This is a genomic window from Nostoc sp. (assembly GCF_036917315.1).
GTDB lineage: Bacteria > Cyanobacteriota > Cyanobacteriia > Cyanobacteriales > Nostocaceae > Nostoc.
In genome coordinates this window covers 1-25436 of the sequence record NZ_JBALDR010000040.1, presented here as the reverse complement: position 1 = coordinate 25436, position 25436 = coordinate 1, and the positions used below count along the sequence as shown (strand labels likewise).

The window sequence follows — 25436 nt, the reverse complement described above, 5'->3', positions numbered from 1 at the left end:
ACTCTTTTTGCTGTAGAACGAGCACCTCCGGTGGGCACAAAGTGCCAACGCCTCCAACAACGTTCTACATAAGGTCGCTGCTGTAATTTTACAGCACAATCGCCTCATCAACCGACAGACTCACCAAACAAATAATTACAGGATTAATCATCATGTCCGACGGCAAAATTAGACAAATTGCTTTCTACGGTAAAGGTGGTATCGGTAAATCTACTACCTCCCAAAATACCCTGGCTTCTATGGCAGAAAAGGGTCAACGCATCTTGATTGTGGGTTGCGACCCCAAAGCTGACTCTACCCGATTGATTCTGCACTGTAAAGCTCAAACCACCGTGCTGCACTTGGCTGCTGAACGGGGTGCTGTGGAAGATATCGAACTCGAAGAAGTGGTAATCACTGGCTTCCGGGATATCAGATGCGTAGAATCAGGCGGGCCAGAACCGGGTGTAGGTTGTGCCGGTCGGGGTATTATCACCGCCATTAACTTCCTCGAAGAAAACGGTGCTTACTCAGACGTAGATTTCGTATCCTACGACGTATTGGGCGACGTTGTGTGCGGTGGTTTCGCCATGCCAATTCGTGAAGGTAAAGCCCAAGAAATCTACATCGTTACCTCCGGTGAAATGATGGCGATGTTTGCTGCCAACAACATTGCTCGTGGCGTTCTCAAATACGCTCATACTGGTGGTGTACGTTTGGGTGGGCTGATTTGTAACAGCCGTCAAACTGACCGGGAAGACGAACTGATTAGCACCCTGGCTGCCAGATTGAATACCCACATGATTCACTTCGTGCCGCGTGACAATATCGTGCAACACGCGGAATTGCGCCGGATGACGGTGAACGAGTACGCGCCTGATAGCAAACAAGCTAATGAATACCGCACATTAGCGGACAAGATTATCGGCAATACAAATCTTACTGTTCCCACACCCATCGAGATGGATGAGCTAGAAGATTTGTTGATTGAGTTCGGCATCCTTGAAAGTGAAGAAAATGCTGCAAAAATGATTAGCCAAGCAGATGCTGCGAAAAAGCTAGAAGACGCTAAAGGTGAAGCACTAGAAGCAGTTAAAAAAGGAAACGTAGAAATAGTTTCCGGTAGCTAGAAGAAGTAAGGTTCTTGTTTAGACTCCGGTGCTAAATACAGAGTAAATATTAGGTGGGCAAAAATAGCCCACCTCTTATAGAAACAGTGCTTATACCAATTCTATATGAAGATGCGCTAAACCATCTTTAAGTAGAAGAAAAAAGAAAGAAAAACGAACCGCAAAGGACGCAAAGGACACAAAGAAAGAAAGAAAAGAAAGTAAAGAAAGAAGTTAAAAGGGTTTAGCGCAGCCTCACAAAGAAACAGTGCTTAGTGTTGAATAACGTTAGCGGATAACTAAGGTTTAGTACGTGCTGAGTAAAAAGTAAAATTAGACCGACTAAGCATCAAATTATTTCTGAGTAGCGAGTGCTTCGGCTGAGAGTGGGAAAATTCATTAGTACTACTTATTCATTACTTATTACTCAGAAATTAACACTCATCACTCTTGAAAAATCCTTTAAAATAGAAGTAATCGAATGGACAATCTTAACTTTTGTTTGTTTCAAGTTCGGGTGATAACACTAATCCCTCAACGTCTACACAGCAACATTAATACTTTAATAGTCTAGTTCGTATTTTTGTTTTCTCCTTCTCTAACCTAGTTGGTGTTTATGTTTTAGTGGATGGAGAATTATCTTTTTGATTACCTTTTATTCAATTTTTTAGATACACGGTTAATAAATGAAAATTATATAGAAGCTTTTTGACATTCACTTAATACCTAATAACTTCTACCTATTGTCACCAAACAAATGAATCCCACCCCAGGAAAAATCAACGATTCACTCAGTGACTCCAATTCTGAAGATGCTCCTCAGCAGAAACAAAAGAAAAAAAAGTCCTCCACACAATTACCCCAACCTGGAACTACTCAAGGGAGTTGCGCTTTTGATAGTGCAATGATTACCTTAGTACCAATTACCGATGCTGCTCATGTAGTTCACGGGCCAAGTGGCTGTGCTGCTAGTATTTGGGGAAGTTACAGCAGTCTTTCTTCTGATTCGATGCTGTACAAAATACGCTTTACTAGCGACATCGATGAGAACGATATCATCTTCGGTGGAGCCAAAAAGCTGTACAAAGGCATTTTAGAATTAGCAAGACGCTACAAACCGACGGCGGTATTTGTTTACTCCACTTGCATCACCGCCTTGATTGGGGATGACATCGAGGGAGTTTGCAAAGATGCCACCGAGAAAACAGGAATACCTACTATCCCTGTACATTGCCCTGGATTCATTGGGAACCAAAATTTGGGCAATCGTGTTGCTGGTGAAGCGTTGTTAGAACACGTTATTGGAACAGCTGAACCAGAGACTAGTACAGATTATGACATCAACCTAATTGGTGAACATAACATCGCAGGTGCAATATGGAATGTTCTACCGTTATTGGAGAAATTAGGTATCAGAGTTTTGGCAAAAATTACAGGCGATGCTATCTACAAAGAAGTTTGCTATGCCCATCGTGCCAAACTTAACGTGCTGCTCTCCTCCAAAGCACTAATTAACATGGCAAAAAGCATGGAGAAAAAATATGGTATCCCCTATATTGAAGAGTCTATCTATGGTATAGAGTCAATCAATCAATGTTTAAGGAATATTGCGGCAAAGTTAGGTAATTCTGATTTGCAGGAACGTACAGAAAAGCTAATTGTAGAAGAAACTGCTGCAATAGATGAAAAACTCGGTCTGTATCTTACCCGATTGCAAGGTAAGCGCATTATCCTTTCTATTGGAAGTTTCAAGAGTTGGTTGATTATCTTTGCCGCTAAGAAATTGGGGATGGAAGTTATTGCTATTAGTACTAATAGTAATACTGAAGAGGATAAACTTAGAGTCAAAAGTTTGCTGGGTCAAGATGGCATAATTCTAGAACAAAATAGTCCTGAAGAAATTTTACAGATAATTAACGAAAATCACGTTGATATGTTAATTGCTGATAAACGCCATCAAGACACCTCTCTCACTGCTAGGATTCCATTTCTAGATATTAATCAAGAACGCAATCATGCCTATGCAGGCTATATAGGAATCTTAGAGGTAGCACGAGAACTGTATGCCGCTTTTTACAACCCTGTGTGGGAGCAAGTATCTCAGCCAGCCCCGTGGTCAGAGGATGGGGGAGCAGGGGGAGAAATTACTTCCTCATCTCCCTCATCCCCCTCATCTTCTCAAGAGGAGGAAATTTGATGGCGATTATTAGCGTTACGAGTACATCAGTTGCAGTTAATCCCCTGAAGCAAAGCCAAACTGTGGGTGCAGTTTTAGCCTTTTTGGGGTTAAAGGGAATCATGCCTTTATTACACGGTTCTCAAGGCTGTACTGCTTTGACTAAGGCGGTATTAGTACAACATTTCCGTCAGGCGATTCCGCTTTCCAGTACGGCGATGACCGAAGTTGCAACCATTTTGGGTGGCGAGGAAAGAGTTGAAGAAGCAATCTTGACTTTGGTGCAAAGATCAAAACCAGAAATTATCGGTCTTTGTAGCACTGGACTGGTGGAAACCAGAGGTGATGACATGGGGCGCTTTGTTAAGGAGATTCGCCACCGTCACCCAGAACTGGATTATTTACCAATTGTGCTTGTCTCTACACCGGATTTCAAAGGTACATTACAGGATGGCTTTGCTGGCGCAGTTGAGAGTATTGTCAGGGAAATCCCCCAAAAAGGCTCTAAGCAAGACGCTTGTGCCACACAAATCACTATTTTGGCGAGTTCTGCTTTCACACCAGGGGATGTCCAAGAAATCAAAGAGATTGTTACCTCTTTTGGACTTGTACCTATTGTTGTACCTGACCTTTCTGGCTCTTTAGATGGTCATATAGAAGATTCTTCTAGTGCCATTACAGCTAATGGCACGACTTTGACACAGTTACGCTCAATTGGCAGTTCTGTATTCACTTTGGCACTAGGTGATAGTATGCGGGGTGCAGCACAAATTTTGGAGCAGAGATTCAATATACCTTATGAGGTATTTGGCGAACTAACCGGACTAGCAGCAGTAGATAAATTCCTGCAAGCATTGGCGGATATCAGTGGCGTTAGCGTACCGGATAAATACCGCCGTCAACGCCGTCAGTTACAACACGTGATGTTGGAGAATCACTTTTACTTTGGTTGCAAGCGAGTTTCTTTGGCGCTGGAACCAGATTTACTTTGGTCAACAGTTGCTTTTTTGCGATCGCTAGGAGTTGAGATTCACTCAGCGGTGACAACAACACGCTTTCCTCTGTTAGAAAAACTGCCGATCAAGAGCGTCACTATCGGCGATTTGGAAGACTTTGAGCAATTGGCGGTTGGATCTGATTTGCTAATTACCAACTCTCATGGAGTAGCGATCGCTCAACGCTTAAAAATTCCTCTCTACCGTCAAGGGATTCCCATTTTTGACTGCTTAGATAGTAATCAGTTCTGCAAAGTTGGCTATCGAGGTACTATGCAACTTTTATTTGATATTGGCAATCTGTTTTTAGAGCAGGAAACAAAGGTTAAGCATTAATATTAGTTATCCCAATGTTTCCTTCACTGACACAGACATTTTAAATAATGATGAAAAGGTTTGTAGAGTGGTGTGTTGAGTTTTCTTCTTGGTGGAATATTCGCCAAAGTAGAAAGTCTCTTTTGTTTGTCGTTATGCTTACCTTGAGCGCGATCGCTACGATGATATTATCGTTCCCTTTGAACGCTCAAATAAATCTGCCGTCAACGCCAAAATCGGAATTAAGGGGAGTGTGGTTAACAAATATTGATAGTGATGTGTTATTTGAGCGCGATCGCCTCAAGGGATCTTTGCAACGCCTTGATGAACTCAATTTTAACACTATATATCCGGCGGTTTGGAATTGGGGATATACATTGTATCCTAGCAAAGTTGCCCAAAAAGTTATCGGGCGATCGCTCGATCCCACACCCGGATTGCAAGGGCGAGATATCCTCAAAGAAATTGTCGATGTGGGACATCAAAAAAGGTTAACGGTGATTCCCTGGTTTGAATTTGGTTTTATGGCACCAGCAGATTCTCTATTAGCTAAAAATCGTCCTCAATGGCTCACCAGTCGCAGCGATGGGACTCGGATTGTCAAAGAAGGGAAAGATAATCGCGTTTGGCTAAATCCCTTTCGTCCAGAAGTACAACAATTTATTCAAGATTTAATCGTTGAAATTGTTAGAAACTACAATATCGATGGTATTCAATTTGATGACCATTTTGGCTTACCATCAGAATTAGGATACGATGCTTATACAGTGGCACTTTACAAGAAAGAACACCGTGGTAAAGCTCCCTCCAAGAATTTTAAAGATCCAGAATGGGTAAGCTGGAGAGCTAATAAAATCACCGAGTTTATGAAACGGGTATTTACAGCTATCAAAGCTACTAAAAAAGATTGCCTGGTTTCTGTTGCTCCTAATCCTCAACGTTTGTCCTACAATTTCTTTTTAGCAGACTGGCAGAAGTGGGAACGGCTAGGAATCATTGAAGACTTAGTTTTGCAGATATATCGTGATGATTTGAATGTTTTTATCAGCGAATTAGAATATCCAGAAGTGAAAGCAGCCAAGAGCCATATTCCAGTGAGTGTAGGCATTTTGGCTGGGTTGAAAAACCGATCTATACCGATGCAGCAGATTCAGACACAAGTGCAAAAAGTACGCGATCGCAATTTTGCTGGAGTCTCTTTCTTTTTCTATGAAACCCTCTGGAACATGAGCAAAGAAAAGCCCCTAGAGCGTCAAACTGCCTTCCAGAAAATTTTCCCCACACCAACGGCTTACCCGAACTTGCTAGCAGGCTGGAAACCATAAGAAAGGATAAAGGATGAAAGTTAATACTCTCTAATCAGATAAAACTATACGCTGTAGTGGCAATTCATGAATTGCCACTACATGAAAATCCTAACTCCCAACTCAGCGCTATCTATCCTATTCCCAAACGCCCAGCCAAGCCGGGAGTTAGGGGTAAAAGAGTAGTAATCATCAAGAATAGAGCCAAAAGCCCCAAAGCAGCTCTAGCATCATCGGGTTCAGTGACTTCATTCAAGCTAGGGCGTTCTTGATCCCGTTGCAAAAAGAAAATCACGATCGCCCAGTACATGGCAATCATATTACCGAGAGACACGAGCGCCAGTAAAATTAAAGTTGCGATCGTTGCCCGTCCTGCGGTTTTGCGTCCATAAATCGCCTGCACAATCCGCCCACCATCTAGTTGTCCTGCGGGCATTAAGTTCAACGCGGTAATTACTAACCCCAGCCAACCAATCACCACTAGGGGATGAACGCTTACCAGGGGTGACTGCAACGCCGAACCAAGGACAACTCGCGCCAAACTTCCCACCAAAATCGACCCTTGGAAAAACTGATTGGGCAATTGAAATAAACTACCTGGGTGGGAAAGCAGCAAGCCTGTCACCAGCATTAACAAAGAGACAATACCACCTGCGGCTGGCCCTGCCAAAGCAATATCAAATAATACCTTGCGGTTGGGCAACAGAGACTCAAAGCGGGTAATAGCACCAAAGGAGCCAATTTGCACAGCCGGTAGAAAAAAGGGCCAGCTAAGGCGAATTTGGTGACGCTGTGCAAGTAACCAATGACCAATTTCGTGAGCTACTAAAATCGAAAATATTCCAGCGCCTATGGGCAAAGCTTCTTGAAACCGCCCTGGATTTCCAAAAAAATCAAAATTCAGCAGTAATCCCGCAGCTTCTAAACTTGTGGCAATGGTCGCTACCAACAGAATACCTGCAAAAGCTTTTTGCGATCGCAACATCGGCCGGGGATCGTTACGGCTCGGTAGGACAATCATCACGGGTCTACCGTCTGTATTTTCCACTAAAAACAGACGATAGCGATCGCCAAGGCGTTGCTGTAAACTTGCAGTTAGACGGTTGTGAGTCTCTTCTGGTTCTCCCCGCAAATTGCCTTTAAAAATGGCTCCATCTTGGTAGGCGATCGTTTCTGTAGCAAAAAATGTATCGATACCGAAAATACCTTTAATTGCATTCAAGTCATCTTCCGGTATTGGCGGGATCTCCGCTTTCAGTTCTGCGACTGCTAATTGTGGGGAATTTGCTGCAAGTGAGGAAGCAGCGGCGAGTCTTTCGGTTGCGCGTTGCTTGAGGATGTCATCTTGCCCAGCGGCGCGTAACTGTCTGCCCAAATAAACGTACAATCCGGCGGAAGTCACCACTAAGAACAATATACCCGCTATATTGATGTAAATCCCTGCGGCAAACAATCCAAAAAACAGGAGCCAGGGAGTCATCAACACCACCGACTGTAACCAGGCTAAGATTCCCAGTTTACCAAAAGGTCTGGCGCGATAAAAGCCCCAGCCCAAAATGCCTAAAGCTACCAGTAGGATTGCCGCCAGGATAGAAGTTTCTGATAAAGTAAACATCTCCAAACCTTTGCTATTGAGACTAAGCCAGAACAAGTCCGGTATTGCAGATACACTTATTAATGTATAACGCCGCCTGTAATCTGCCCAAATTATCCCGCTTTGCGTGGGCGTAGCCAAACCCACGCGAGAGGTAAAAAAGTTCGTAGTCAGGACTAAAGTCCTGGATTTTTAAGCACTGAAGTGCTTACTACAAACCTATCGAAATTTCAATTTCTCTTCTTTCCTTCTTCCTTTGCGCTCTTTGCGTCCTTTGCGGTTCGTTCTCTTAGATTCTAATTCACCTGAGCAACCTGAAAAGAGAGCGATCGCATCTATACAATCGCTCTCTTGCTCAATAATTAATTTGCTCAAACTCTATATGAGCGAAGTAGCCTTCTAAGTCCAATAAAGAATTTCAGCATTTTGAAAGCGCCTACTAATCTCACTCTCAAAAAAGCTACGCAACGCCTTCATTGTGTCTTTCTCATAAACGTACTTCGTCCCACCAAACTTATTACGCTTGACGCTACGTTTGTCTTCATCCATCTCTAATTTTGATTGCGGATACCAAGTTTGTAACACTTCTTTTGACCCAGGTGTGAACCGATGGGAAATTAACTCAAAGGTAAGGTTACAGTCAAAATCCAGTGCCTCGTTTATCTGGTCAAACAAACGACTATAGTGCATTTGCCAATCATCTATCGGCATAATTGGCGCGATAACCAAACCTACTGGATAACCGCCACCGCCACGCTCTTGTGGTAACGCCAACCGTCGCAATGCATTCAGTCTGGATGCTACGGATGCTGTACCACCTTCAAACTTACCAGAAATCGGTGCGGCATTAACACTCATCCGACAGCGAGTATGCCCATTGTGTGGTAAGTCGAGTAATCCATCCACAGCATCAAATTTCGATACCCAACGTAGATGTGCATTGGTACGAGTGCCAAAGTAACGGATGCATTCAGCAAGACTTCCAGTTAAATGCTCAATACCCAATGGATCTGTATAACAGCTAACTTCAAAACTTGTGGTTTTCCCTTGTTGCTCGTAGTTAGCTGAATTCTCTAATATCTGCGGTAAGTTGGCAAAAGCGCGGATGACAGGCGGCCCCGATAAGCTACCAGCTAGGTAGCAGTATTGACAGTGAGCCGGACAACCTTCAGCAAGGTGAAACTGCCAATCCGCAGAAGGTGGGATGGGACTCAGTTTAAAAGAACTGGGTGGTGCAGTAACCACCGCTAAGGTACGCTTGGCGATGTTGTAAGTATCCCGCTCAGATTCACCGCGTAGACCCTTCAGGCGGTTCTGCGATAGTTCTTCTATTGGTAAGTTGAGTGACTGCACACGTTTAAGAATCTGCTGCCCCCAATCCTCATCTAGGGCAGCAGGTGTAAACAGTACCCGTTCAGGTATCCACAACCTTGGCGATCTTGTTTGTGTATCTGATACTGAAACTTGGTCTGTAGTTGTATTCAGCAATATCTTTCTCCGTTATTTAGTTTGCTGATTTCTGCAATTAATTTTCCAGGACTTGCTTAATTCGTCGCTCTAACAAATCAAGATCCAAACTGCCTTCATCACGGTTAATTCGACGCACAGTTGAATTAACATTAGCTAAATTAACCAATAAATCTTGAAGAATTTCCTGCTGCTGACGGGCTTGGGTAACTTCGCGTGGTTCCTGTACCAAATCACGCACGATGGTATCTTCAGCGCGAGAGGCGATAATTGGATCGCTTTGCCCTTGAACGTGAACAAAGGTTCGTCGCCCTGGGCCTCGCTCCTCTTCTATTGGTATAACTGCTGTCACTTGGTCAGAACGCACATATTTGCCAAATCCCAAATGGACTAGTTCTGATGAGAGTATTTTCATATAATTGAAGCGTTATTTTTATGTCTTACTTATATTGTAAAATCTAGGAAAGTGACTTAAAGCCATAGAGCATACGGGTTATACCCAATTCAAGGTAGTAGTTTCCTTTCCCGATTGCTACTTGATTTCTCTATGTCAATCACACTCTTTTTGCCAGCTTTCGGGCTTGTTCTGGGGTTTCATTAAGCTCAGTAAACTCAAGTTTTAGGTTGCAGTCTTAACCTTGGCTTGTTAAGTACAGCATTTCATTAATTTGTAGCGAATTAAATTTGGCAATATCTTGCAATGCCAATGCCTCCCCTTGCAATGCTAATACCAATTCAATTAATGATTTCAACACATCCTTGGGTAAAGACGCGATGAATCGCGTCTCTACAAATGGTCTATTTGTCGCATTCTTTTTTCTAATTGGTGATAATGCATTGGCATTGTTAATGCGTCTCTTTACAATGCCAATGCGTCGGGATGCATTCTAACAGTAATCTTTGTGCGAGTTTGATTGTAAATAAATTAGTAGCCTCTTTCTACACTGGCAGCATATTTAATCTTGGTCTGATTCAATGTCCTCATCTGCGATCGCTCTCAAAGGTATGATGACTCAAATTAGTCTCCTCGATACAGCGATTTTACTTACAAAAAACTTTAGTTTTCTACATGTTTATTACATAATCTCAAGTTTTGGAATAGGCGATACTTACGGTGAGCTACGCTAACGCACTTCATAAAGCGATCGCAATTTGAGGATATCTTGCCATTCGAGATCGGAGAATGGTTGGGTAACTAGTTCTATGCCAAAGTACTGTTTTGCCGTCTCTGTCAGTGTATCCACAATTTTTGCAATCCAATCATCCTGTTTCTGTGTGTTACAAAGTGAGGTATTCCACGGTGCTGGTTGTTCAAAGATTTCCTGAAATAAACCTTTGTCTGTAGACAAAATCATCGAGCCGTGTTGAAGAATGGTATTTCTTCCCTTGCGTTGGGCACTACCAATGAATTTACTTCCATCAGCAGTTACCAAGTCCGCGGCTGTTGCTGTGTTGAAGCAACTGGGATTATGAATGTAACCCCGTCCAGCAGAACCATAACTTAACTCAATACCCAAGGTTTGCCAGCCTTGGATTAAAAAGTTACAGATTTTTTCATAAGTACCCCAGCTTTTTCCATTACTAACTGAGGTAATCACAGAGTATGTCAAGTTTCCTTGGTGGAGAACAGCTCTACCTCCTGTTGGACGACGAACTAAATCGAGTGGCTGTCCCTGGTAAATCAGATTATGCCACTGGGCAGGCCATTGTTTTTGCAGATGTCCCAAGGAGAGAGCATAGGGCCACAAGGTATAAAAACGCAGGGTAGGCGGATGCTGTCCTTTTTCACATTGCTTGAACAACCAAGCATCGATCGCCATTTGTACTGCTCCCGATGTCTGAAGCATGGGGATGAAACGCCAGGTGGATGGTGATTCCATTGCTAGTTGTTTCATCGGTTTCTTAGGAAAGGGATATTACTGGTAAGGGTTTGAGCAAGAATATGTAACTATGAACAAAGATAAACATATTTTTTCATAATTTTGATGAATAAAGGTAGTACCTGAAGATGATGAAACCCCCAACGAGTTACTACGATGCTGAGTTTGGACAGATGAGAATGGAAGATAATCACTGGACTTTAGCAGAATGTGCTGTTTTGGGCGATCGCCGTGTACCGATTTGTGTGGATTTTGAACACGGGCAGATTGGGGAACTTTCATCGCTTCAGCGTGAAGCTATTCGACAAGCTCTAGCCTTGCCACCCGATGTGTTACGCATCACTGCTCCTCTGGTGCTGCAAAATTATGATGTATATCGTGACATGATTGGAGATGAGTCAATGCCGCCCCTGGCTAATCCCATTCAGGTCTGGGATGAGGTCATTTTCTCATATATCTATGTGCCACCCCACGTTGAGTATGACCTGCATATTGCTACTTTTGAGTTGATAGCTGAGTGTTCCTGGGAGCCAGAACACGGCTTAGAAGTGCGCTTTCGCAATGGAGTAGCAGACGATGTAGATCAGATAGGTGAAACAGGACGGTAAAAACTATCTCGTGAAAATCTAAAATTCCGTGATGACAAAATCAAATAATTGATGTGCCATTTCTAATTTAGAACAAGGTGCTATTTCTACCTGATTTCCTTGCCCATCTAAAAATATCGCTTGATTATTATCACTCCCAAAACCACTATCAGGTCGATCGATGGGATTAGCAACGATCGCATCAAGTTTTTTATTGTGTAATTTTTCTAACGCTGGCTTGACAATATCACCAGTTTGTGCTGCAAAACCAATTAATCTTTGATGCGGCTGTTTGAGTTGTGCTAACTGGGCAACTATATCCGGTACGGGTTCTAAAGGTAAAGCTTGGGGGAGCGATCGCTTGGGCAATTTTTCTGTACTATAATCTTTCGGCTTCACATCTGCCACGGCTGCTGACATGACAATGATATCAGCGTTGGGTAAACACTCCACCATCACGTTCTGCATTTGCTCGGCACTAACAACGGGAATTGCTTTTACTCCCAATGGTACATCCCAATTAGCTGGGCCATGTACCAGAGTGACATTTGCGCCTCGGTGAAATGCGGCTTGCGCTAAAGCTAATCCCATTTTACCTGTGGAAGGATTACCAATAAACCTCACTGGGTCAAGAAACTCTCGCGTTCCCCCAGCACTAATTAGCACTCGTTTACCTGCTAAATCTCGTTTACCTTGAGTGTGTAACAACGATTGGATGTGAGCCAAAATTTCTGGAGGTTCTGCTAATCTACCAGCACCGACGCGATCGCACGCTAATAGCCCTGATGCTGTATTCATCCCATGATATCGGCTATCTATCAATAACTGTTGCCAATTCCGTTGCACCGATCGCTGTTCCCACATATCAGTATTCATTGCGGGTGCTAACAGCACGGGACAAGTAGAAGCCAGCACGGTATTTGTAAGTAAATTATCAGCCATCCCGTAGGCTAACTTGGCTAATGTATTAGCTGTCAAAGGGGCAATTACTATGACATCTGCCCATTCACCCAACTCAATATGCAACGGACGAGAGTGAGTTGGTTGCCAGAAATCATCATCTGTGTAGGCGGGATGACGAGATAGGGTGGCTATTGTCAGAGGCGTGATAAATTTTTGCGCCGAACGGGTGAGGATAACTCGAACCTCTACCCCAGTTTTAAACAGCGTCGAAACCAATTCACAGATTTTGTAGGCGGCGATACCGCCACCTACACCAATGAGAACCCTGTTCAATTTTGGATTAGTCATGGTAAAAAGTTAGGAGTGAGTCGTTCAAAAATTAGTACTAAATAGTTATAAATCCTAACTCTTAACTCCTAACTCCTAACTCTCAACTAAGCTTCATCGTAGGGTTCCAAGTCTAAGAGGTAGATATAGGGTTCAACTAACTCTGGACGCTGAAATGCGATCGCTCGCAATAGATGCCAATCATTTAAACCCTCAAAAGCATTACTATAATTATCCAGTTCCAGACGTGTAGCTAGTTCTTCTACTTCTACTGCACTCATGGCAGCAATTTCTTTTTGGGAAATGCTTAGAGTTGTCATAATACTTGCCCCTCCCTTATGCAGCACTCGCCTTCAGCATGGGTTAAGTTGCGCTGAACGCAGCCACCCAATATATATTACTCATTAGAAGTCATTAAGTTCGTGAAAATTGTCAGAATTTGTACCAGAATTTATAAAAAATTCGTAATCCTGACTAAGCAATTGTATTTACAACGAAATTTCGTAGCACCTCTAACGTTTTTGGATCTATTTCATGCCCCATATCAAATTCGTGGTATTCTACTGCCACTCCTAGAGACTTGAGAGTTTCACGTGCCTTCAAAGCAGCTTTCAGGGGCACAACTTCATCATATCTACCGTGAGTGATTAAAGTCGGCGGAATCCCACTTTTAGCTGCCGTTAGCGCGTCAGGATGTAAATACCCGCTCATGACAACTAAACCTGCTAAGGGTAATTTTGAGCCGACATCTAAAGTCATGGCTCCGCCTTGAGAAAATCCACTCAAAATGGTGCGTGACAAAGGTATGCCAGTGGTACTTTCTAAAGATTCCAAGAAATCTGTTAGCTGTTGCCGACTTTCTGCCAACCCTTGATACATATTTTCCACCCGCAGGTCATACCATGCCCTCCCTATAGGGGAATAGGGATAAGGATAAGGTGCATTGGGCAATACAAACTGGTAATCGGGTAAGTTGAGCAAAGGTAACAAAGATGCTACATCCTCAGCATTAGCACCCCAACCATGCAAAGTGACAATTAAGCCTGCTGGGGGTTGAGAAGTTGCGGTGGGAACGGTAATGGCTTGTAAAGACAGAGGTTTACTCCTAAAATTTTACTTTTGTACATAGATCCTATCTCTTCAAACAGACTTAGTATTTAACGGCATTTGCTGCTTGTCTAAAGAATGCGATCGCCGTCAAGGTAATTTATGATAAATAAAAATGCGAATCACACCGATTTTGCTAAGAAAACTTTATCTTAGCTTGTTTACAAACTCCCTCTGGTAAAAAATTCCATGCGCGATCGCTGGCTATAATTGCATTGATAAATCGGATGCGAGTTGCCATTTTAGACACCTCGCAATCCGACCATTTACTATTCTTTCTGCTTAGAGTGATAGAGCGCTAATTACGATTAAACAACCACAAAATTGTTTTTGGTTAGTGACAACCCAGCAGATAATTGTGCAAATTGTATCTGAGTATAGGAACTCGCGCTGCCGTCTTGGTCAAAGAATAATGCACCTGTAACATTATTGTAAATAAATCGCTGAGTGCTAGTGGTTGCAGATGCTCCGATTCTAAACTGACTAGTCTGAAGTGAACCGATTGATAACCCGCCACCAAAACCAGTAGCCGATACTTGAATGAGTTCATTAGTAGTGTTGAAGTCATAAAGTCTATCAATGCCTTCATTGAAGCTATTGAAAGCAAAGGTATCAGTACCATTATTACCATAAAGGGTATCATTCCCCTTGCCACCGGTCAGCATGTCATTGCCAAAAGCACCTTTGAGGATATCATTCCCATTACTCCCCACAATATTGTCATCGTAGAATGTACCTGTGATATCTAATCGTTCGATATTCTTGTAGCTAATCCGATTCGTACCATCCGTAATTGCTCCAGTGTTAGTGATGGCATTGAAAGTCGAAGTAATCTGGCTACCACTGCTGTCATCGACAATCAACAAGTCGTTACCTTTGCCCCCATCTATTGTGTCATTGCCACTCATAAAGTCAATGGTATCGTAACTACCCGGCGGGAAATATGTAATGTTTCCTATTATCGTATCGTTGCCATTGCTCCCCACAATATTGTCATCGGAGTCTGTACCTGTGATATTTAATCGTTCGATATTCTTGTAGCTAATCCGATTCCTGCCTGACGTAATTAAGCCAGTATTAGTGGTAGCATCGAAAGTTGAAGTGATTCCCGCACCACTGGAGTTATAGGACAATAAATCGTCACCTGCACCCCCATCTATCGTATCATTGCCATTCCTGCCCGGATCGAGCGTATCGTTGCCCTTGCCCCCGACAATATAATCATCGTAGTCTGTACCTGTGATATCTAATCGTTCGATATTCTTGTAGCTAACCCCACTCGTGCCCGCCGTAATTGTTCCAGTATTAGTAGTAGCATTGAATGTCGAAGTGATTCCCTCGCTACCAAAGTTCAAAAACTTCAACAAATCGTCACCTGTTCCCCCATCTACCGTATCATTGCCACTCCTGCCCGGATCGAGCGTATCATTGCCATTACTACCCACAATATTGTCATCGCCGAATCCACTTGTGATATTTAATCGTTCGATATTCTTGTAGCTAACCTGATTTGTATCTGCGGTAATTAAGCCAGTATTCGTGGTAGTATCGAAGACTGAAGTGATTCCAACACCACTGGAATTATTATAATAGGACAACAAGTCGTCACCTGCGCCCCCATCTATGGTATCATTGCCGCCATTGCCAGGGTCAAGTGTATCGTTGCCATTACTACCTACAATATTGTCATCGCCGAATCCACTTGTGATATTTAATCGTTCGATATTCTTGTAGCTAACCTGATTTGTGTCTGCTGTAATTGAGCCAACGTTAGTAGTAGGATTGAAAGTTGAAGTGATTCCCCTGGAAGTGTAGGAATTATAGGACAACAAATCGTCACCCTGACCTCCATCTACCGTATCATTGCCACTGTTGTACTCGGAGAACGTATCGTTGCCGTCACCACCATTCAGCAAGTTATTGCCTTTTGAAAATTGAACAATCAAATAATCGTCACCAGCACCACCGTTGAGGGTGTTATTGCCAGAGGTATAATAGGTGTCTTCATATCGGATTTCGTAGCCTGATGCAGAGAGAGTATCGTTGCCATCATCCCCATAGAGCAGCTGATCGCCTCCTAAAGTATCAAGATTTGAAGAACCAACAGTCAAGCGATCGTCACCACTACCACCAAAAAGGGTGTCATTCTCCGTACCACCAAGAAGGGTGTCATTGCCTGTACCACCAAGAAGAGAGTCATTGCCCGTACCACCAAGAAGGGAGTCATCGCCCGCATCACCATACAACAGGTCGTTACCAGTACCACCGTTGAGGAAGTCATCCCCTTCACCACCGTTGAGGAAGTCATTCCCTTCACCACCATTGAGGGAGTCATCCCCTTCACCACCAATGAGAGTATCATTGCCCGTACCACCGCGCAGCAGGTCGTTACCACTCTTGCCATCGATTTTGTCATTACCCCCCTGACCATTCACCACATCATTTGAGTTGTCTAAACCTGTAATGTTGTTGTCGAGGTTATTGAGAAATGTCACTGTGTTCTTGTTGAACAGGTTAGTTTGAGTGGAGTTGGCATCAAACACATCAAAGCTGTCGGCGATGCTGGTTTGTCCATCAAACAGGATATTGCCAATAGCAGATCGTGAAGAAGTTGCTGGCAAATTATCCAGGTTTTCTAATTTGAAGTTTTCAAGGATGACTTTTGTACCAGCTGCACCACCTACCCCTTCAAAGGTGATTTCCAGATTGCTGCCATTCTGAGTGAGCAGCAGATTTTGAGCAGTCAACCCAGCACCTTGGAATTTAATGGTATCCACTTCGGCAATGACTGCTGCTGAAGGAGTTACGCCTTTACCTACGCCACCGAAATCAGTGATAGTATCGGTGTTGCTAATAAGGTTGTAATACTCGTCATAGGTGAAGTTGTAGACAAATTTATCCTTGCCACCACCACCAGTCAGAGTGTCGTTACTAGCTGCGATCGTATCGTTACCTGCTTTACCATTAATCGTATCCGCGCCGTTAGTGCCCAGTAGAGTATCATTCCCGTTGGTTCCAATGATATTTGCCATAACTTTTTCCTACCTAAATCGATTTTTTGAGTAAATTAAATTCTCAAGTTGCAGTTAGTGTTGTTTGAGCGCATAAAAATTCGCAAAATGTTGACGTTTCGACATTCTTTCATGTCACCCTTGAGGGTTACGAATTTTTCTTTGAAGATTTCCCCTTTGATTGGCTTTTACGTAGCACTTATCTAACTATCTGGAACTATCTAAGTCTTAGGCACTGTACAAATTCATGAGCGTGTGCATTCGATTCACAAAAAAACTAGCTTTAGGATTATTTCAATCATCTTTTATCAGTAGCGTAAGCTGTAAAAAGCGTAAGCATCGCTGAAAAAGAGTTAAAAATCAAGTTTGAATGCCTGAAAACCAGACTCCATAATTTAGTTGGTTTGTCAATGCGTAAGTCTTACTAGCTTAAAAATAGGGAACACTTGACAGAGTATAGAAGAAGGAATCTTTATGTCCTCGTTGTGGGTTATTGTCCGTAGGTGTTTCGCTTGAAAATAGAAAACATCTAAATAATCTGATAATAACTAAATACCGAATATTTACTTAGATGTCTATATCCAAATAAAAATCTTCGCATACTCTTTATATTATTTGCTGATAAATGTATAACGCCGCTTATGCACGCTTAATCAATGAATGCTTCTGTGGAGACTAGATTCGTTGGATAGCCACAAAATAAAATCGGCTCTGGCTGGTTGTCCTCGCTTGACTAAGTTCTGGTCTAGTTTTCCTGATAGTTTGAAAGCTTCTTGAGTTTATGATATTTTTTTAAGAACTATTACACAAGCAACTCAGTCCTATGATTATTCTGATTCCTAATGAAATTTTAGGGATTTAATCCAGCTCGTTGAAAGATTGCATCAGGAGTAATTTCCAATTCTGGTAGTAAATCATCAGTAATTATTTGATGAGATCGATAAGTAATTGGCAAGGAAGATGGCGCAAATACAGTTACAGTTCTAGCTTTTGTATCAACCACCCAAACACGAGAAACACCAGATTTCAGATAATCAGTTGCTTTTTCGGCAATTTCACCAAAAGTTTGACCAGGTGAAATGATTTCGATGACTAATTCAGGTGCAACAGGGCAAGCTTCGTCTAATAGCCAATCAGCAGAAAGACGGTTATAATAAATATTAGGTCAGATCGGCTACAGGCATCCAATCTTGTTGATTTCGTGTTAGTTTAATTGCCCATTCAATCACAACTCGACCTTTTGCTTGTGCCCATGTAGACAATAGTATAAATAAAGCACCAGTAGTCGAGCCATGAAAAAATTTTGGTGACATTTCATTATCTTTATACTTGGGTACAGCTTCACCGTTAACAAACTCGTATGTAATATCTCCTTCGGGAAGTGCGAGAAATTCTTCTAGGGTGAGGCGTTGATTAGAAGACTGAACCATAGGTGTGATGTGGGTAAAAGATGCTTACTTTTAGTTTAGGCGATCGCAAATATGAGAGACTAAGCCTACTTAGCCCTTATTTTCAGCATTTTCGACAGTGCTGACTCTGAGGGATGTAACCATATAAATTACACGAGTCAATATTATTCCTCATGGTCTTGAAGTGAACCAAGGCTTATGCAAAACTTTAGATCCTTCGCTTCTAGCCTACTTTTAAGGAATCGATCAATGGCGCGTCTAGCCCTGCTGAGTGTATCTAACAAAACTGGTATAATTGACCTAGCCCGTAGCTTGGTTGAAGAATTTGACTTTGATTTAATCAGCAGTGGGGGAACAGCCCAAGCCCTCAAAGATGCGGGACTCCCTGTCACAAAAGTTGCAGATTACACAGGTTCACCAGAAATTTTAGGTGGTCGAGTCAAAACGCTGCATCCCCGAATTCATGGCGGAATTTTGGCCCGGCGAGATTTTCCCGAAGATATTACAGATTTAGAAAATAACCAAATTCGCCCGATTGATTTAGTGGTGGTGAATCTATATCCTTTCGAGGAAACGATCGCTAAACCAGGAGTAACATTATTAGAAGCTGTTGAACAGATTGATATCGGTGGCCCGGCAATGCTACGCGCTTCATCGAAAAACTTCGCCCATCTCGCTGTATTATGCGATCCAGCACAGTATGACGAGTATTTGCAGGAATTGCGCCAAAATAACGGCGTGGCATCCCTAGAATTTCGGCAAAAGGCAGCATTAAAAGGATTTTCGCACACTGCTAGCTATGACCAAGCGATCGCATCCTACCTCGCAGAAGCACAGCAATACACTCTTAGCGGCACACAATTACAATCTCTGCGTTACGGCGAGAATCCCCATCAACCCGCCACCTGGTATCAAACTGGTACTACTCCAACGGGATGGACAGCCGCGACAAAACTGCAAGGCAAAGAACTTAGTTACAATAACTTAGTTGATTTAGAAGCCGCACGCCGAATTATTGCTGAATTTACTGATACCCCAGCAGCAACAATTATCAAACATACAAATCCCTGTGGTACGGCATTGGGAAGTAGTATTTCTGAAGCCTATCAAAAAGCTTTCAACGCTGATTCTACTTCTGCTTTTGGTGGAATTGTAGCACTCAACCGTCCGATTGATGCGGCTACAGCTAGCGAGTTAACCAAAACATTTTTAGAATGTGTGGTTGCACCAAGTTGTGATGCAGAAGCGCAAGAAATCTTGGCTAAGAAATCTAACGTGCGGGTTTTGACTCTAGCTGATTTGAGCAGTGGCCCTAAAGATACAGTGAAAGCGATCGCAGGTGGTTTCCTTGTCCAAGCCGCCGATGATATTGTTGCAGACACCAGTCAATGGCAAGTAGTCACCGAACGTCAACCCACCGACAGCGAATTAGCGGAATTGCTGTTTGCGTGGAAAGTTTGCAAACATGTTAAATCTAATGCCATTGTTGTGACAAGCGATCGCACTACACTAGGAGTAGGTGCTGGTCAAATGAACCGCGTTGGCTCAGTTAAAATTGCCCTAGAACAAGCTGGAGAAAAAGCCAAAAGTGCAACTCTCGCCAGCGATGGATTCTTCCCCTTTGATGATTCAGTCAAAACAGCCGCAGCCGCAGGTATTACAGCCATTGTCCAACCAGGGGGAAGTTTGCGCGATAAAGATTCTATCAAAGCTGCTAACGAACTGGGTTTGCTGATGGTCTTAACTGGTGTACGTCACTTTTTACACTAAATCATTGCTCATTGAGTGTGCGGTTTACAAAGTGTCACACTATATACTTTCTTTATGATTGAAGCAATGATATTATCTAATCGTGTGTGAGGAGCAAGTTAAAAATAAAAAGCGCCTGGGGTGGAAACACGGCAACACTCCCAAGCGCTTTTTAATTTGTCAGAAATTGGATTGCCTGTGGGTTTTAGAATTGTCACTCAATATACTTGCCATTTGATAGAAGTAGTGATATTATCTATTTGTGTGTGAGGAGCAAGTTAAGAATAAAAAATGTCTGGGGTGGAAACACGGCAACACTCCCAGGCATTTTTTAATTTGTATATAGAAATTATAGAAATTAACGCTTCCAAAATAATTTCATATTTTTACTTCCAGTTAAAGACACGAATATTGTTAAAGTTAATCACGTCAATTTCTACACTCTGAAGATAACTTGCTAGCTTGAAGTCATCAGTTAGTACAAGATACTTCCCTTTAGATAAAGTCAGGATTCCACTGTCAGCAAGTCCGAATTTGATAAATTTTTCAGTATTAACAGCATCTAAACTATTTACGTAGTATTCATCCAAAAGAGCAACATTTTTAACACATTGAGCAAATATTGCAAAGCACTGAGAACGTTCAGGTTCACCAAGTTGATTTGCAAGGCTATTAACTTCTGTCAGAATATTCGGAGTTGTCACAAGCTTTTGAAAGCTGGCAATAAATGCTAGCAAAAGCTCATAATCTTCTGGTAGAAATTGTTGGTTCGATTAAATTTAGTTATTCGTTCTTGATTGACGCTTCCAGCTAAGAAGAGAAGCAGGATATTTGTATCAATTAAAACCCCTTTTTGGCAATAACGACGAACAAGGGAAGCAATTAAATCTTTCATACTTCTCTAATTTTCATTGCTTCTACTTTGCCAGTTTCAGAATTTACTTTAAAGAGTTTATATCCTCGTTCATACAACACAGGGTTAGAAGCAAGAGAGGTAGAGTCTTCCAATGGGCTTTTAGGAGTTTTTTTAGGGATATCAAATCCTAAAGTAATCAACCAAAAGCTTTTATCCTCAGAAAGTTCAACTTCTTCAAGTCTTAAAGATCCTAATCCTATTGAAGAATCCACCTCCAAGACCGATTCTCGTATGGATTGTATGTATTTATATGCAGCTTTTACTGCTATTTGGACATCAATCATAATCTTCGTTGTTCCCTGACCTAATTTGCTAATTTTATATTTTATTATAGTAATTTAACCTTAGTTACTGCTAGTTAATTAGCACATAAGTAACAATATTTACTTTCCCTCTTTTTTCAGATAAATTTCATAAAAATCAATTGAATAAATCTGAATTGTAAGAAATATTTTGCAAAAGCTCTCTAACTTCTATTGGTTTGCGGAGAATAATAACTTGCTGGTTTAATATTACTTGACTAAGTTTTTCTAAAATCCCAGGACGACGAGTAATTGGGTATGACCAGATATATTTGAGAAATTCACAATTCAATCTTTCAGGACAATCTGATGCCATATCAGGTCTAGATTGTCCTGCATACATAAAGCGACGTTTGATCGCTCGCAACAAACATAAAATCCGGGGAAAATCCAAAAAAATTACCGTGTCTGCAACTGACAAACGAAGGTCGAGAGTACCGCCATAGTTACCATCCATAATCCAAGATTCTCGTAGGGTTAGGTCTTGGATAATACTTTGCCATGCAGTTTTTGGAGTCTCAATCCAACCAGGATTCCAGTACCAAGCATCCAAGTGAATCACTTCTAAACCTAAGATGGTTCCCAGTTCGCGGGCTAGGGTAGATTTACCAGCACCTCCAGAACCAATGATTAAGATTTTCTTCACCTTAGATGTGCATCTCCCTTTTCAAGCTCAAGAGGTAAGCATTGCTCACCCAAATAACCGTCTTCAGGGCAACTCAATACGCCGCTACAATAGTACCACTACAAGGATTATGCCCAAATTATTGATATTATGACCACTGCGACGACCGTAAAAACTGAGTATGAAGCGATTATTGGTTTAGAAACCCATTGTCAACTGAGTACCAATACCAAGATTTTCTCTAATAGCTCTACGGCATTCGGCTCTGACCCCAATACTAACATTGACCCGGTTTGTATGGGTTTACCTGGGGTTTTACCTGTACTCAATGAAAAAGTATTAGAATACGCCGTCAAAGCTGGTTTAGCACTAAATTGTCAAATCGCTAAATATAGCAAATTTGACCGTAAACAGTATTTTTATCCAGATTTACCGAAAAATTACCAAATTTCTCAATACGATCTACCGATCGCAGAACATGGTTGGTTAGAAATTGAGTTGGTAGATGCTGAGGGTAATCCGATTCGCAAACGCATTGGTATTACGCGTCTGCACATGGAAGAAGATGCTGGAAAATTGGTACACGCTGGTAGCGATCGCCTTTCTGGTTCTTCCTATTCTCTGGTAGACTACAATCGCGCAGGTATCCCATTAGTAGAAATTGTTTCCGAACCCGATTTGCGTTCTGGAGTAGAAGCTGCTGAATATGCCGAAGAATTGCGTCGGATTGTCCGGTATCTCGGCGTCAGTGACGGCAACATGGAACAAGGATCTCTGCGCTGCGATGTCAACATTTCTGTGCGTCCCGTGGGACGAAAGGAGTTTGGCACCAAGGTAGAAATTAAAAACATGAACTCCTTCAGCGCCATCCAACGGGCGATTGACTACGAAATTGAACGCCAAATCGCCGCCATCGAAGCAGGCGATCGCATTATCCAAGAAACTCGGCTGTGGCAAGAAGGCGCACAATGCACAAGTAGTATGCGGGTGAAAGAAGGTTCTAGCGATTATCGCTACTTCCCCGAACCAGATTTAGCACCAATTGAGGTGTCAAATGAACAATTAGAGCAATGGCGTAGCGAATTACCAGAATTACCAGCCCAAAAACGCCATCATTATGAAAATGAGTTGGGGCTTTCCCCTTACGATGCGCGAGTGTTAACAGAAGATCGTTCAATCGCCGAATATTTTGAAACTGCGATCGCATCTGGAGCAAATGCCAAAGCTGCTGCCAACTGGATTACTCAAGATATTGCCGCCCACCTGAATAAGCAAAAACTCACTATTAGTCAAATCGGACTGACTCCCACCAATTTAGCAGATATCATCACTCGCATTGAAACGGGCAAAATTAGCAATGCTCAAGCTAAACAAAAGTTGCCAGATTTGCTTAGTGGTATTTCTCCTGAGAAAGCCTTTGCCGGACAAGAGTTAATCACCGATCCTAGTGTACTGGAACCCATTATTGATGAAGTCATAGCCGCCAACTCCAAAGAACTAGAAAAGTATCGCAACGGTAACACTAACCTCAAAGGCTTCTTTGTCGGACAAGTTTTGAAAAAGACAGACAAACGTGCCGATCCTAAGTTGACTAACGAATTGGTCGAGAAAAAACTGAACGCCTAGTGAGCTGTCAAGCTAACTTCGCTGGGTGAGGAAGTAGGAGGAGCAGGGGAGAAGTAAGTTTCAGTAAGTTTTTCCTCTTTGCCTCTCCGCTCCTCTGCCTCTTCTGCCAATGCCCAATGCCCAATTCCCAATTCCCCAACTAAGTATTTTCCCGGTCTTGCTTCACACAATCTTCATATAAAAGCTGGTGACAACCCTCATACGTAAAATGATATGCTGTGGTAAGTAGATGCACCCTGATGATCTGGAGAGCTGCCTAAGTAGCTCTCTTTTTTATTTTATTTTCGTGGTATTTACGGATAAAGTTCAAAAATTTTTAGAAATAATCTCAATAAACAAGTATTAATCCTTAAAAAGTAAATTAGAGAGATCGGTAAGTAGATGTATCCTGACGATCTAGAGAGTGACCCAAGTGGCTCTCCTTTTTTGTTTTGGTTTTTCGTCATAAGAAAGGTAAAAACAATTATGCCAATCGCCAACTGGTGCATTATTATTGCCATCAGCAAATAAACTCACAATAAAAGGGAGTGGGGAGTGGGGAAACTAATAACTCTTAACTCGTAACTCCTAACTCAGCAGTTTTGTAAAGTACAAATTGACCTATCCAACCTGATAGTTGTAAGGAAGAATGATGGCAGATTGGCAAAAAATCACAGGTGGTATCACAGCACCAAGGGGGTATCAGGCGGCAGGAATTACCGCAGGATTGAAACCTTCGGGGCTGCCAGATTTAGCTTTGATATTCTCAGAAGTGGAAGCGATCGCAGCGGGTGTGTTCACCACCAGCCAAGTGAAAGCTGCCTGTGTAGAATATTGTCGCCAACGCTTGCAAGCCAAACAAAGCGCTCGTGCCATCCTCTGCAACGCTGGACAAGCAAACGCCGCGACAGGAACTCAAGGCAACCTTGATACCCTAGAATCTGCTCTGGCAGTAGGTCAAGCACTAAACATTCCATCTGAATCTATATTATTGGCTTCCACTGGGGTGATTGGTCAAAGAATTAAGATGGATGCTTTGCGAAGTGGGATTCCCAAGGTAGTAGCAGCACTATCACAAACAGGTTCGGATGCTGCTGCTGGGGCGATTATCACTACAGACTTGGTAACAAAATCTATTGCTTTAGAGACAACTATAAGCGACCGCCCAGTACGAATTGGCGGCATTGCCAAAGGTTCCGGTATGATTCACCCCAATATGGCAACCATGCTGGCATTTGTTACTTGTGATGCTGTGGTTTCGCCTCATCTTTGGCAACAGATGTTAGCAAGGGCAGCTGATAGAAGCTTTAATTCCATTACTGTGGATGGTGATACCAGCACCAACGACAGCTTAATTGCCTTGGCAAACGGTCAATCTCGCACCCCAGCAATTATAGAATGGGGCGCAGAAGCAGAGAAATTAGAGGCGATGTTAACAGCAGTTTGCCAGCATTTAGCCAAAGCGATCGCTCGTGATGGTGAAGGCGCAACCTGTCTCATTGAAGTGGAAGTGATTGGCGCTCATGACGAACTCTCAGCTCGACAAATAGCCAAAACCATCGCTGGTTCATCCTTAGTTAAATCTGCAATCTTTGGACGCGATCCAAATTGGGGACGCATCGCCGCCGCCGCCGGACGTGCAGGTGTGCCTTTTGAGCAAGAAAATCTGCAAATTAAGCTAGGGGATTTCTTAATGTTAGAAAATGGGCAACCTCTAGAATTTGACCGTGCAGCAGCAAGTGCTTATTTGAAAAAAGCATCGGTGGGTGCTTATCTGCAACAGGATACGGTGTTAATCTCCGTTAATGTTGGCAATGGTTATGGTGTGGGTAAAGCCTGGGGTTGTGATTTGAGTTACGACTACGTGAAGATTAACGCCGAATACACTACGTAAACTACTCATAACAATTTTGAAAAATGGTAGATACTCAACTTAACGTTTTACCATTTTTCTTTTCCTAAGTTAATATTTCGGATAAGTCTAAGCTGTTGCGCCTACAATTTGCATATAATAAAGATGAATATAACTTCGGGTACAGGTTGTTATGCCGGCTATTGGCTTTCTAAGTTTAGAAC

19 protein-coding genes and 2 pseudogenes are annotated in these 25436 nt (G+C 42.5%); 8 read left to right on the top strand and 13 right to left on the bottom strand.

What is annotated here, in order from left to right; translation table 11 throughout:
* Window positions 1-152: 152 nt before the first annotated feature.
* The 4 genes from nifH to V7K84_RS17550 all read left to right on the top strand — a co-directional run bounded on the left by nifH (window position 153) and on the right by V7K84_RS17550 (window position 5899).
* A complete protein-coding gene (gene nifH, locus V7K84_RS17565; protein WP_334839868.1) occupies window positions 153-1109 on the top strand; it encodes a nitrogenase iron protein in 957 nt (318 codons plus the stop codon).
* 736 nt (window positions 1110-1845) lie between these two features.
* Window positions 1846-3285, top strand: a complete 1440-nt coding sequence (nifE, locus tag V7K84_RS17560) for a nitrogenase iron-molybdenum cofactor biosynthesis protein NifE (RefSeq protein WP_334839866.1) — start codon at window positions 1846-1848, stop codon at window positions 3283-3285.
* Window positions 3285-4595 carry a nitrogenase iron-molybdenum cofactor biosynthesis protein NifN gene (gene nifN, locus V7K84_RS17555; protein WP_334839865.1) on the top strand — a complete coding sequence of 437 codons (1311 nt, stop codon included), beginning with the start codon at window positions 3285-3287 and terminating at the stop codon, window positions 4593-4595. Before nifE ends, nifN begins: the two co-directional genes overlap by 1 nt.
* 50 nt (window positions 4596-4645) lie before the next feature.
* Window positions 4646-5899, top strand: a complete 1254-nt coding sequence (locus tag V7K84_RS17550) for a glycoside hydrolase family 10 protein (RefSeq protein ID WP_334839997.1) — start codon at window positions 4646-4648, stop codon at window positions 5897-5899.
* A 112-nt stretch (window positions 5900-6011) separates the two neighbouring features.
* On the opposite strand, the gene V7K84_RS17545 is transcribed toward V7K84_RS17550, so the two are convergent.
* The 4 genes from V7K84_RS17545 to V7K84_RS17530 form a co-directional block, all read right to left on the bottom strand.
* On the bottom strand, window positions 6012-7493 hold the full coding sequence (locus V7K84_RS17545; protein ID WP_334839863.1) for a site-2 protease family protein: 1482 nt from the start codon (window positions 7491-7493) through the stop codon (window positions 6012-6014).
* 378 nt (window positions 7494-7871) lie between these two features.
* Complete coding sequence (locus V7K84_RS17540) at window positions 7872-8894, bottom strand: spore photoproduct lyase family protein (RefSeq protein ID WP_334839996.1); 1023 nt, start codon at window positions 8892-8894, stop codon at window positions 7872-7874.
* 103 nt (window positions 8895-8997) lie between these two features.
* Window positions 8998-9354: a hypothetical protein gene (locus V7K84_RS17535; protein ID WP_012412291.1), complete on the bottom strand. Its 357-nt coding sequence runs from the start codon at window positions 9352-9354 to the stop codon at window positions 8998-9000.
* A 709-nt stretch (window positions 9355-10063) separates the two neighbouring features.
* Window positions 10064-10834 (bottom strand): lipoate--protein ligase family protein, encoded by a 771-nt coding sequence (locus V7K84_RS17530; RefSeq protein WP_334839862.1) that lies wholly within the window; start codon window positions 10832-10834, stop codon window positions 10064-10066.
* 113 nt (window positions 10835-10947) lie between these two features.
* On the opposite strand from V7K84_RS17530, the gene V7K84_RS17525 reads away from it, so the two are divergent.
* Complete coding sequence (locus V7K84_RS17525) at window positions 10948-11427, top strand: DUF6985 domain-containing protein (protein ID WP_334839861.1); 480 nt, start codon at window positions 10948-10950, stop codon at window positions 11425-11427.
* A gap of 18 nt (window positions 11428-11445) precedes the next feature.
* On the opposite strand, the gene coaBC is transcribed toward V7K84_RS17525, so the two are convergent.
* The 5 genes and pseudogenes from coaBC to V7K84_RS17500 form a co-directional block, all read right to left on the bottom strand.
* On the bottom strand, window positions 11446-12657 hold the full coding sequence (coaBC, locus tag V7K84_RS17520; protein WP_334839859.1) for a bifunctional phosphopantothenoylcysteine decarboxylase/phosphopantothenate--cysteine ligase CoaBC: 1212 nt from the start codon (window positions 12655-12657) through the stop codon (window positions 11446-11448).
* A gap of 86 nt (window positions 12658-12743) precedes the next feature.
* Window positions 12744-12956, bottom strand: coding sequence for a protein IsiD (isiD, locus tag V7K84_RS17515; protein WP_094351471.1), 213 nt, complete (start codon window positions 12954-12956; stop codon window positions 12744-12746).
* 154 nt (window positions 12957-13110) lie between these two features.
* A complete protein-coding gene (locus tag V7K84_RS17510; protein ID WP_442940970.1) occupies window positions 13111-13716 on the bottom strand; it encodes an alpha/beta hydrolase in 606 nt (201 codons plus the stop codon).
* A 335-nt stretch (window positions 13717-14051) separates the two neighbouring features.
* Window positions 14052-16775: pseudogene (locus tag V7K84_RS17505) on the bottom strand (beta strand repeat-containing protein); the annotation flags it as partial.
* An 829-nt stretch (window positions 16776-17604) separates the two neighbouring features.
* Window positions 17605-18184 (bottom strand): annotated as a pseudogene (locus V7K84_RS17500) (Uma2 family endonuclease).
* Window positions 18185-18412: 228 nt separating this feature from the next.
* Here V7K84_RS17500 and purH point away from each other — a divergent pair.
* Window positions 18413-19933 (top strand): bifunctional phosphoribosylaminoimidazolecarboxamide formyltransferase/IMP cyclohydrolase, encoded by a 1521-nt coding sequence (purH, locus tag V7K84_RS17495; RefSeq protein WP_334839855.1) that lies wholly within the window; start codon window positions 18413-18415, stop codon window positions 19931-19933.
* 365 nt (window positions 19934-20298) lie between these two features.
* On the opposite strand, the gene V7K84_RS17490 is transcribed toward purH, so the two are convergent.
* The 3 genes from V7K84_RS17490 to V7K84_RS17480 all read right to left on the bottom strand — a co-directional run bounded on the left by V7K84_RS17490 (window position 20299) and on the right by V7K84_RS17480 (window position 21776).
* Window positions 20299-20616: a hypothetical protein gene (locus tag V7K84_RS17490; protein WP_334839853.1), complete on the bottom strand. Its 318-nt coding sequence runs from the start codon at window positions 20614-20616 to the stop codon at window positions 20299-20301.
* A 187-nt stretch (window positions 20617-20803) separates the two neighbouring features.
* Window positions 20804-21112 carry a hypothetical protein gene (locus V7K84_RS17485; RefSeq protein WP_334839852.1) on the bottom strand — a complete coding sequence of 103 codons (309 nt, stop codon included), beginning with the start codon at window positions 21110-21112 and terminating at the stop codon, window positions 20804-20806.
* 136 nt (window positions 21113-21248) lie between these two features.
* Window positions 21249-21776 carry a DNA topology modulation protein gene (locus V7K84_RS17480; RefSeq protein ID WP_334839850.1) on the bottom strand — a complete coding sequence of 176 codons (528 nt, stop codon included), beginning with the start codon at window positions 21774-21776 and terminating at the stop codon, window positions 21249-21251.
* 129 nt (window positions 21777-21905) lie between these two features.
* Here V7K84_RS17480 and gatB point away from each other — a divergent pair, with 129 nt between their 5' ends.
* Entirely contained in the window at window positions 21906-23381 is a 1476-nt protein-coding gene (gatB, locus tag V7K84_RS17475) for an Asp-tRNA(Asn)/Glu-tRNA(Gln) amidotransferase subunit GatB (protein WP_334839848.1), read from the top strand.
* Here the strand turns inward: gatB and V7K84_RS17470 are convergent.
* Window positions 23378-23551, bottom strand: a complete 174-nt coding sequence (locus V7K84_RS17470) for a hypothetical protein (protein ID WP_334839847.1) — start codon at window positions 23549-23551, stop codon at window positions 23378-23380. The two genes, gatB and V7K84_RS17470, sit on opposite strands and share 4 nt — an antisense overlap.
* A 461-nt stretch (window positions 23552-24012) precedes the next feature.
* Between V7K84_RS17470 and argJ the strand changes: the two genes are divergently transcribed.
* Complete coding sequence (argJ, locus tag V7K84_RS17465) at window positions 24013-25254, top strand: bifunctional ornithine acetyltransferase/N-acetylglutamate synthase (RefSeq protein ID WP_334839994.1); 1242 nt, start codon at window positions 24013-24015, stop codon at window positions 25252-25254.
* Window positions 25255-25436 lie beyond the last annotated feature (182 nt).

What these genes read in the sequence shown, in the direction of transcription:
- nifH (WP_334839868.1), top strand. Translation starts at nt 153, where the DNA reads ATGTCCGACGGCAAAATTAGACAAATTGCTTTCTACGGTAAAGGTGGT.
- nifE (WP_334839866.1), top strand. Translation starts at nt 1,846, where the DNA reads ATGAATCCCACCCCAGGAAAAATCAACGATTCACTCAGTGACTCCAAT.
- nifN (WP_334839865.1), top strand. Translation starts at nt 3,285, where the DNA reads ATGGCGATTATTAGCGTTACGAGTACATCAGTTGCAGTTAATCCCCTG.
- V7K84_RS17550 (WP_334839997.1), top strand. Translation starts at nt 4,646, where the DNA reads ATGAAAAGGTTTGTAGAGTGGTGTGTTGAGTTTTCTTCTTGGTGGAAT.
- V7K84_RS17545 (WP_334839863.1), bottom strand. Translation starts at nt 7,493, where the DNA reads ATGTTTACTTTATCAGAAACTTCTATCCTGGCGGCAATCCTACTGGTA.
- V7K84_RS17535 (WP_012412291.1), bottom strand. Translation starts at nt 9,354, where the DNA reads ATGAAAATACTCTCATCAGAACTAGTCCATTTGGGATTTGGCAAATAT.
- V7K84_RS17530 (WP_334839862.1), bottom strand. Translation starts at nt 10,834, where the DNA reads ATGAAACAACTAGCAATGGAATCACCATCCACCTGGCGTTTCATCCCC.
- V7K84_RS17525 (WP_334839861.1), top strand. Translation starts at nt 10,948, where the DNA reads ATGATGAAACCCCCAACGAGTTACTACGATGCTGAGTTTGGACAGATG.
- coaBC (WP_334839859.1), bottom strand. Translation starts at nt 12,657, where the DNA reads ATGACTAATCCAAAATTGAACAGGGTTCTCATTGGTGTAGGTGGCGGT.
- isiD (WP_094351471.1), bottom strand. Translation starts at nt 12,956, where the DNA reads ATGACAACTCTAAGCATTTCCCAAAAAGAAATTGCTGCCATGAGTGCA.
- purH (WP_334839855.1), top strand. Translation starts at nt 18,413, where the DNA reads ATGGCGCGTCTAGCCCTGCTGAGTGTATCTAACAAAACTGGTATAATT.
- V7K84_RS17485 (WP_334839852.1), bottom strand. Translation starts at nt 21,112, where the DNA reads ATGATTGATGTCCAAATAGCAGTAAAAGCTGCATATAAATACATACAA.
- gatB (WP_334839848.1), top strand. Translation starts at nt 21,906, where the DNA reads ATGACCACTGCGACGACCGTAAAAACTGAGTATGAAGCGATTATTGGT.
- argJ (WP_334839994.1), top strand. Translation starts at nt 24,013, where the DNA reads ATGGCAGATTGGCAAAAAATCACAGGTGGTATCACAGCACCAAGGGGG.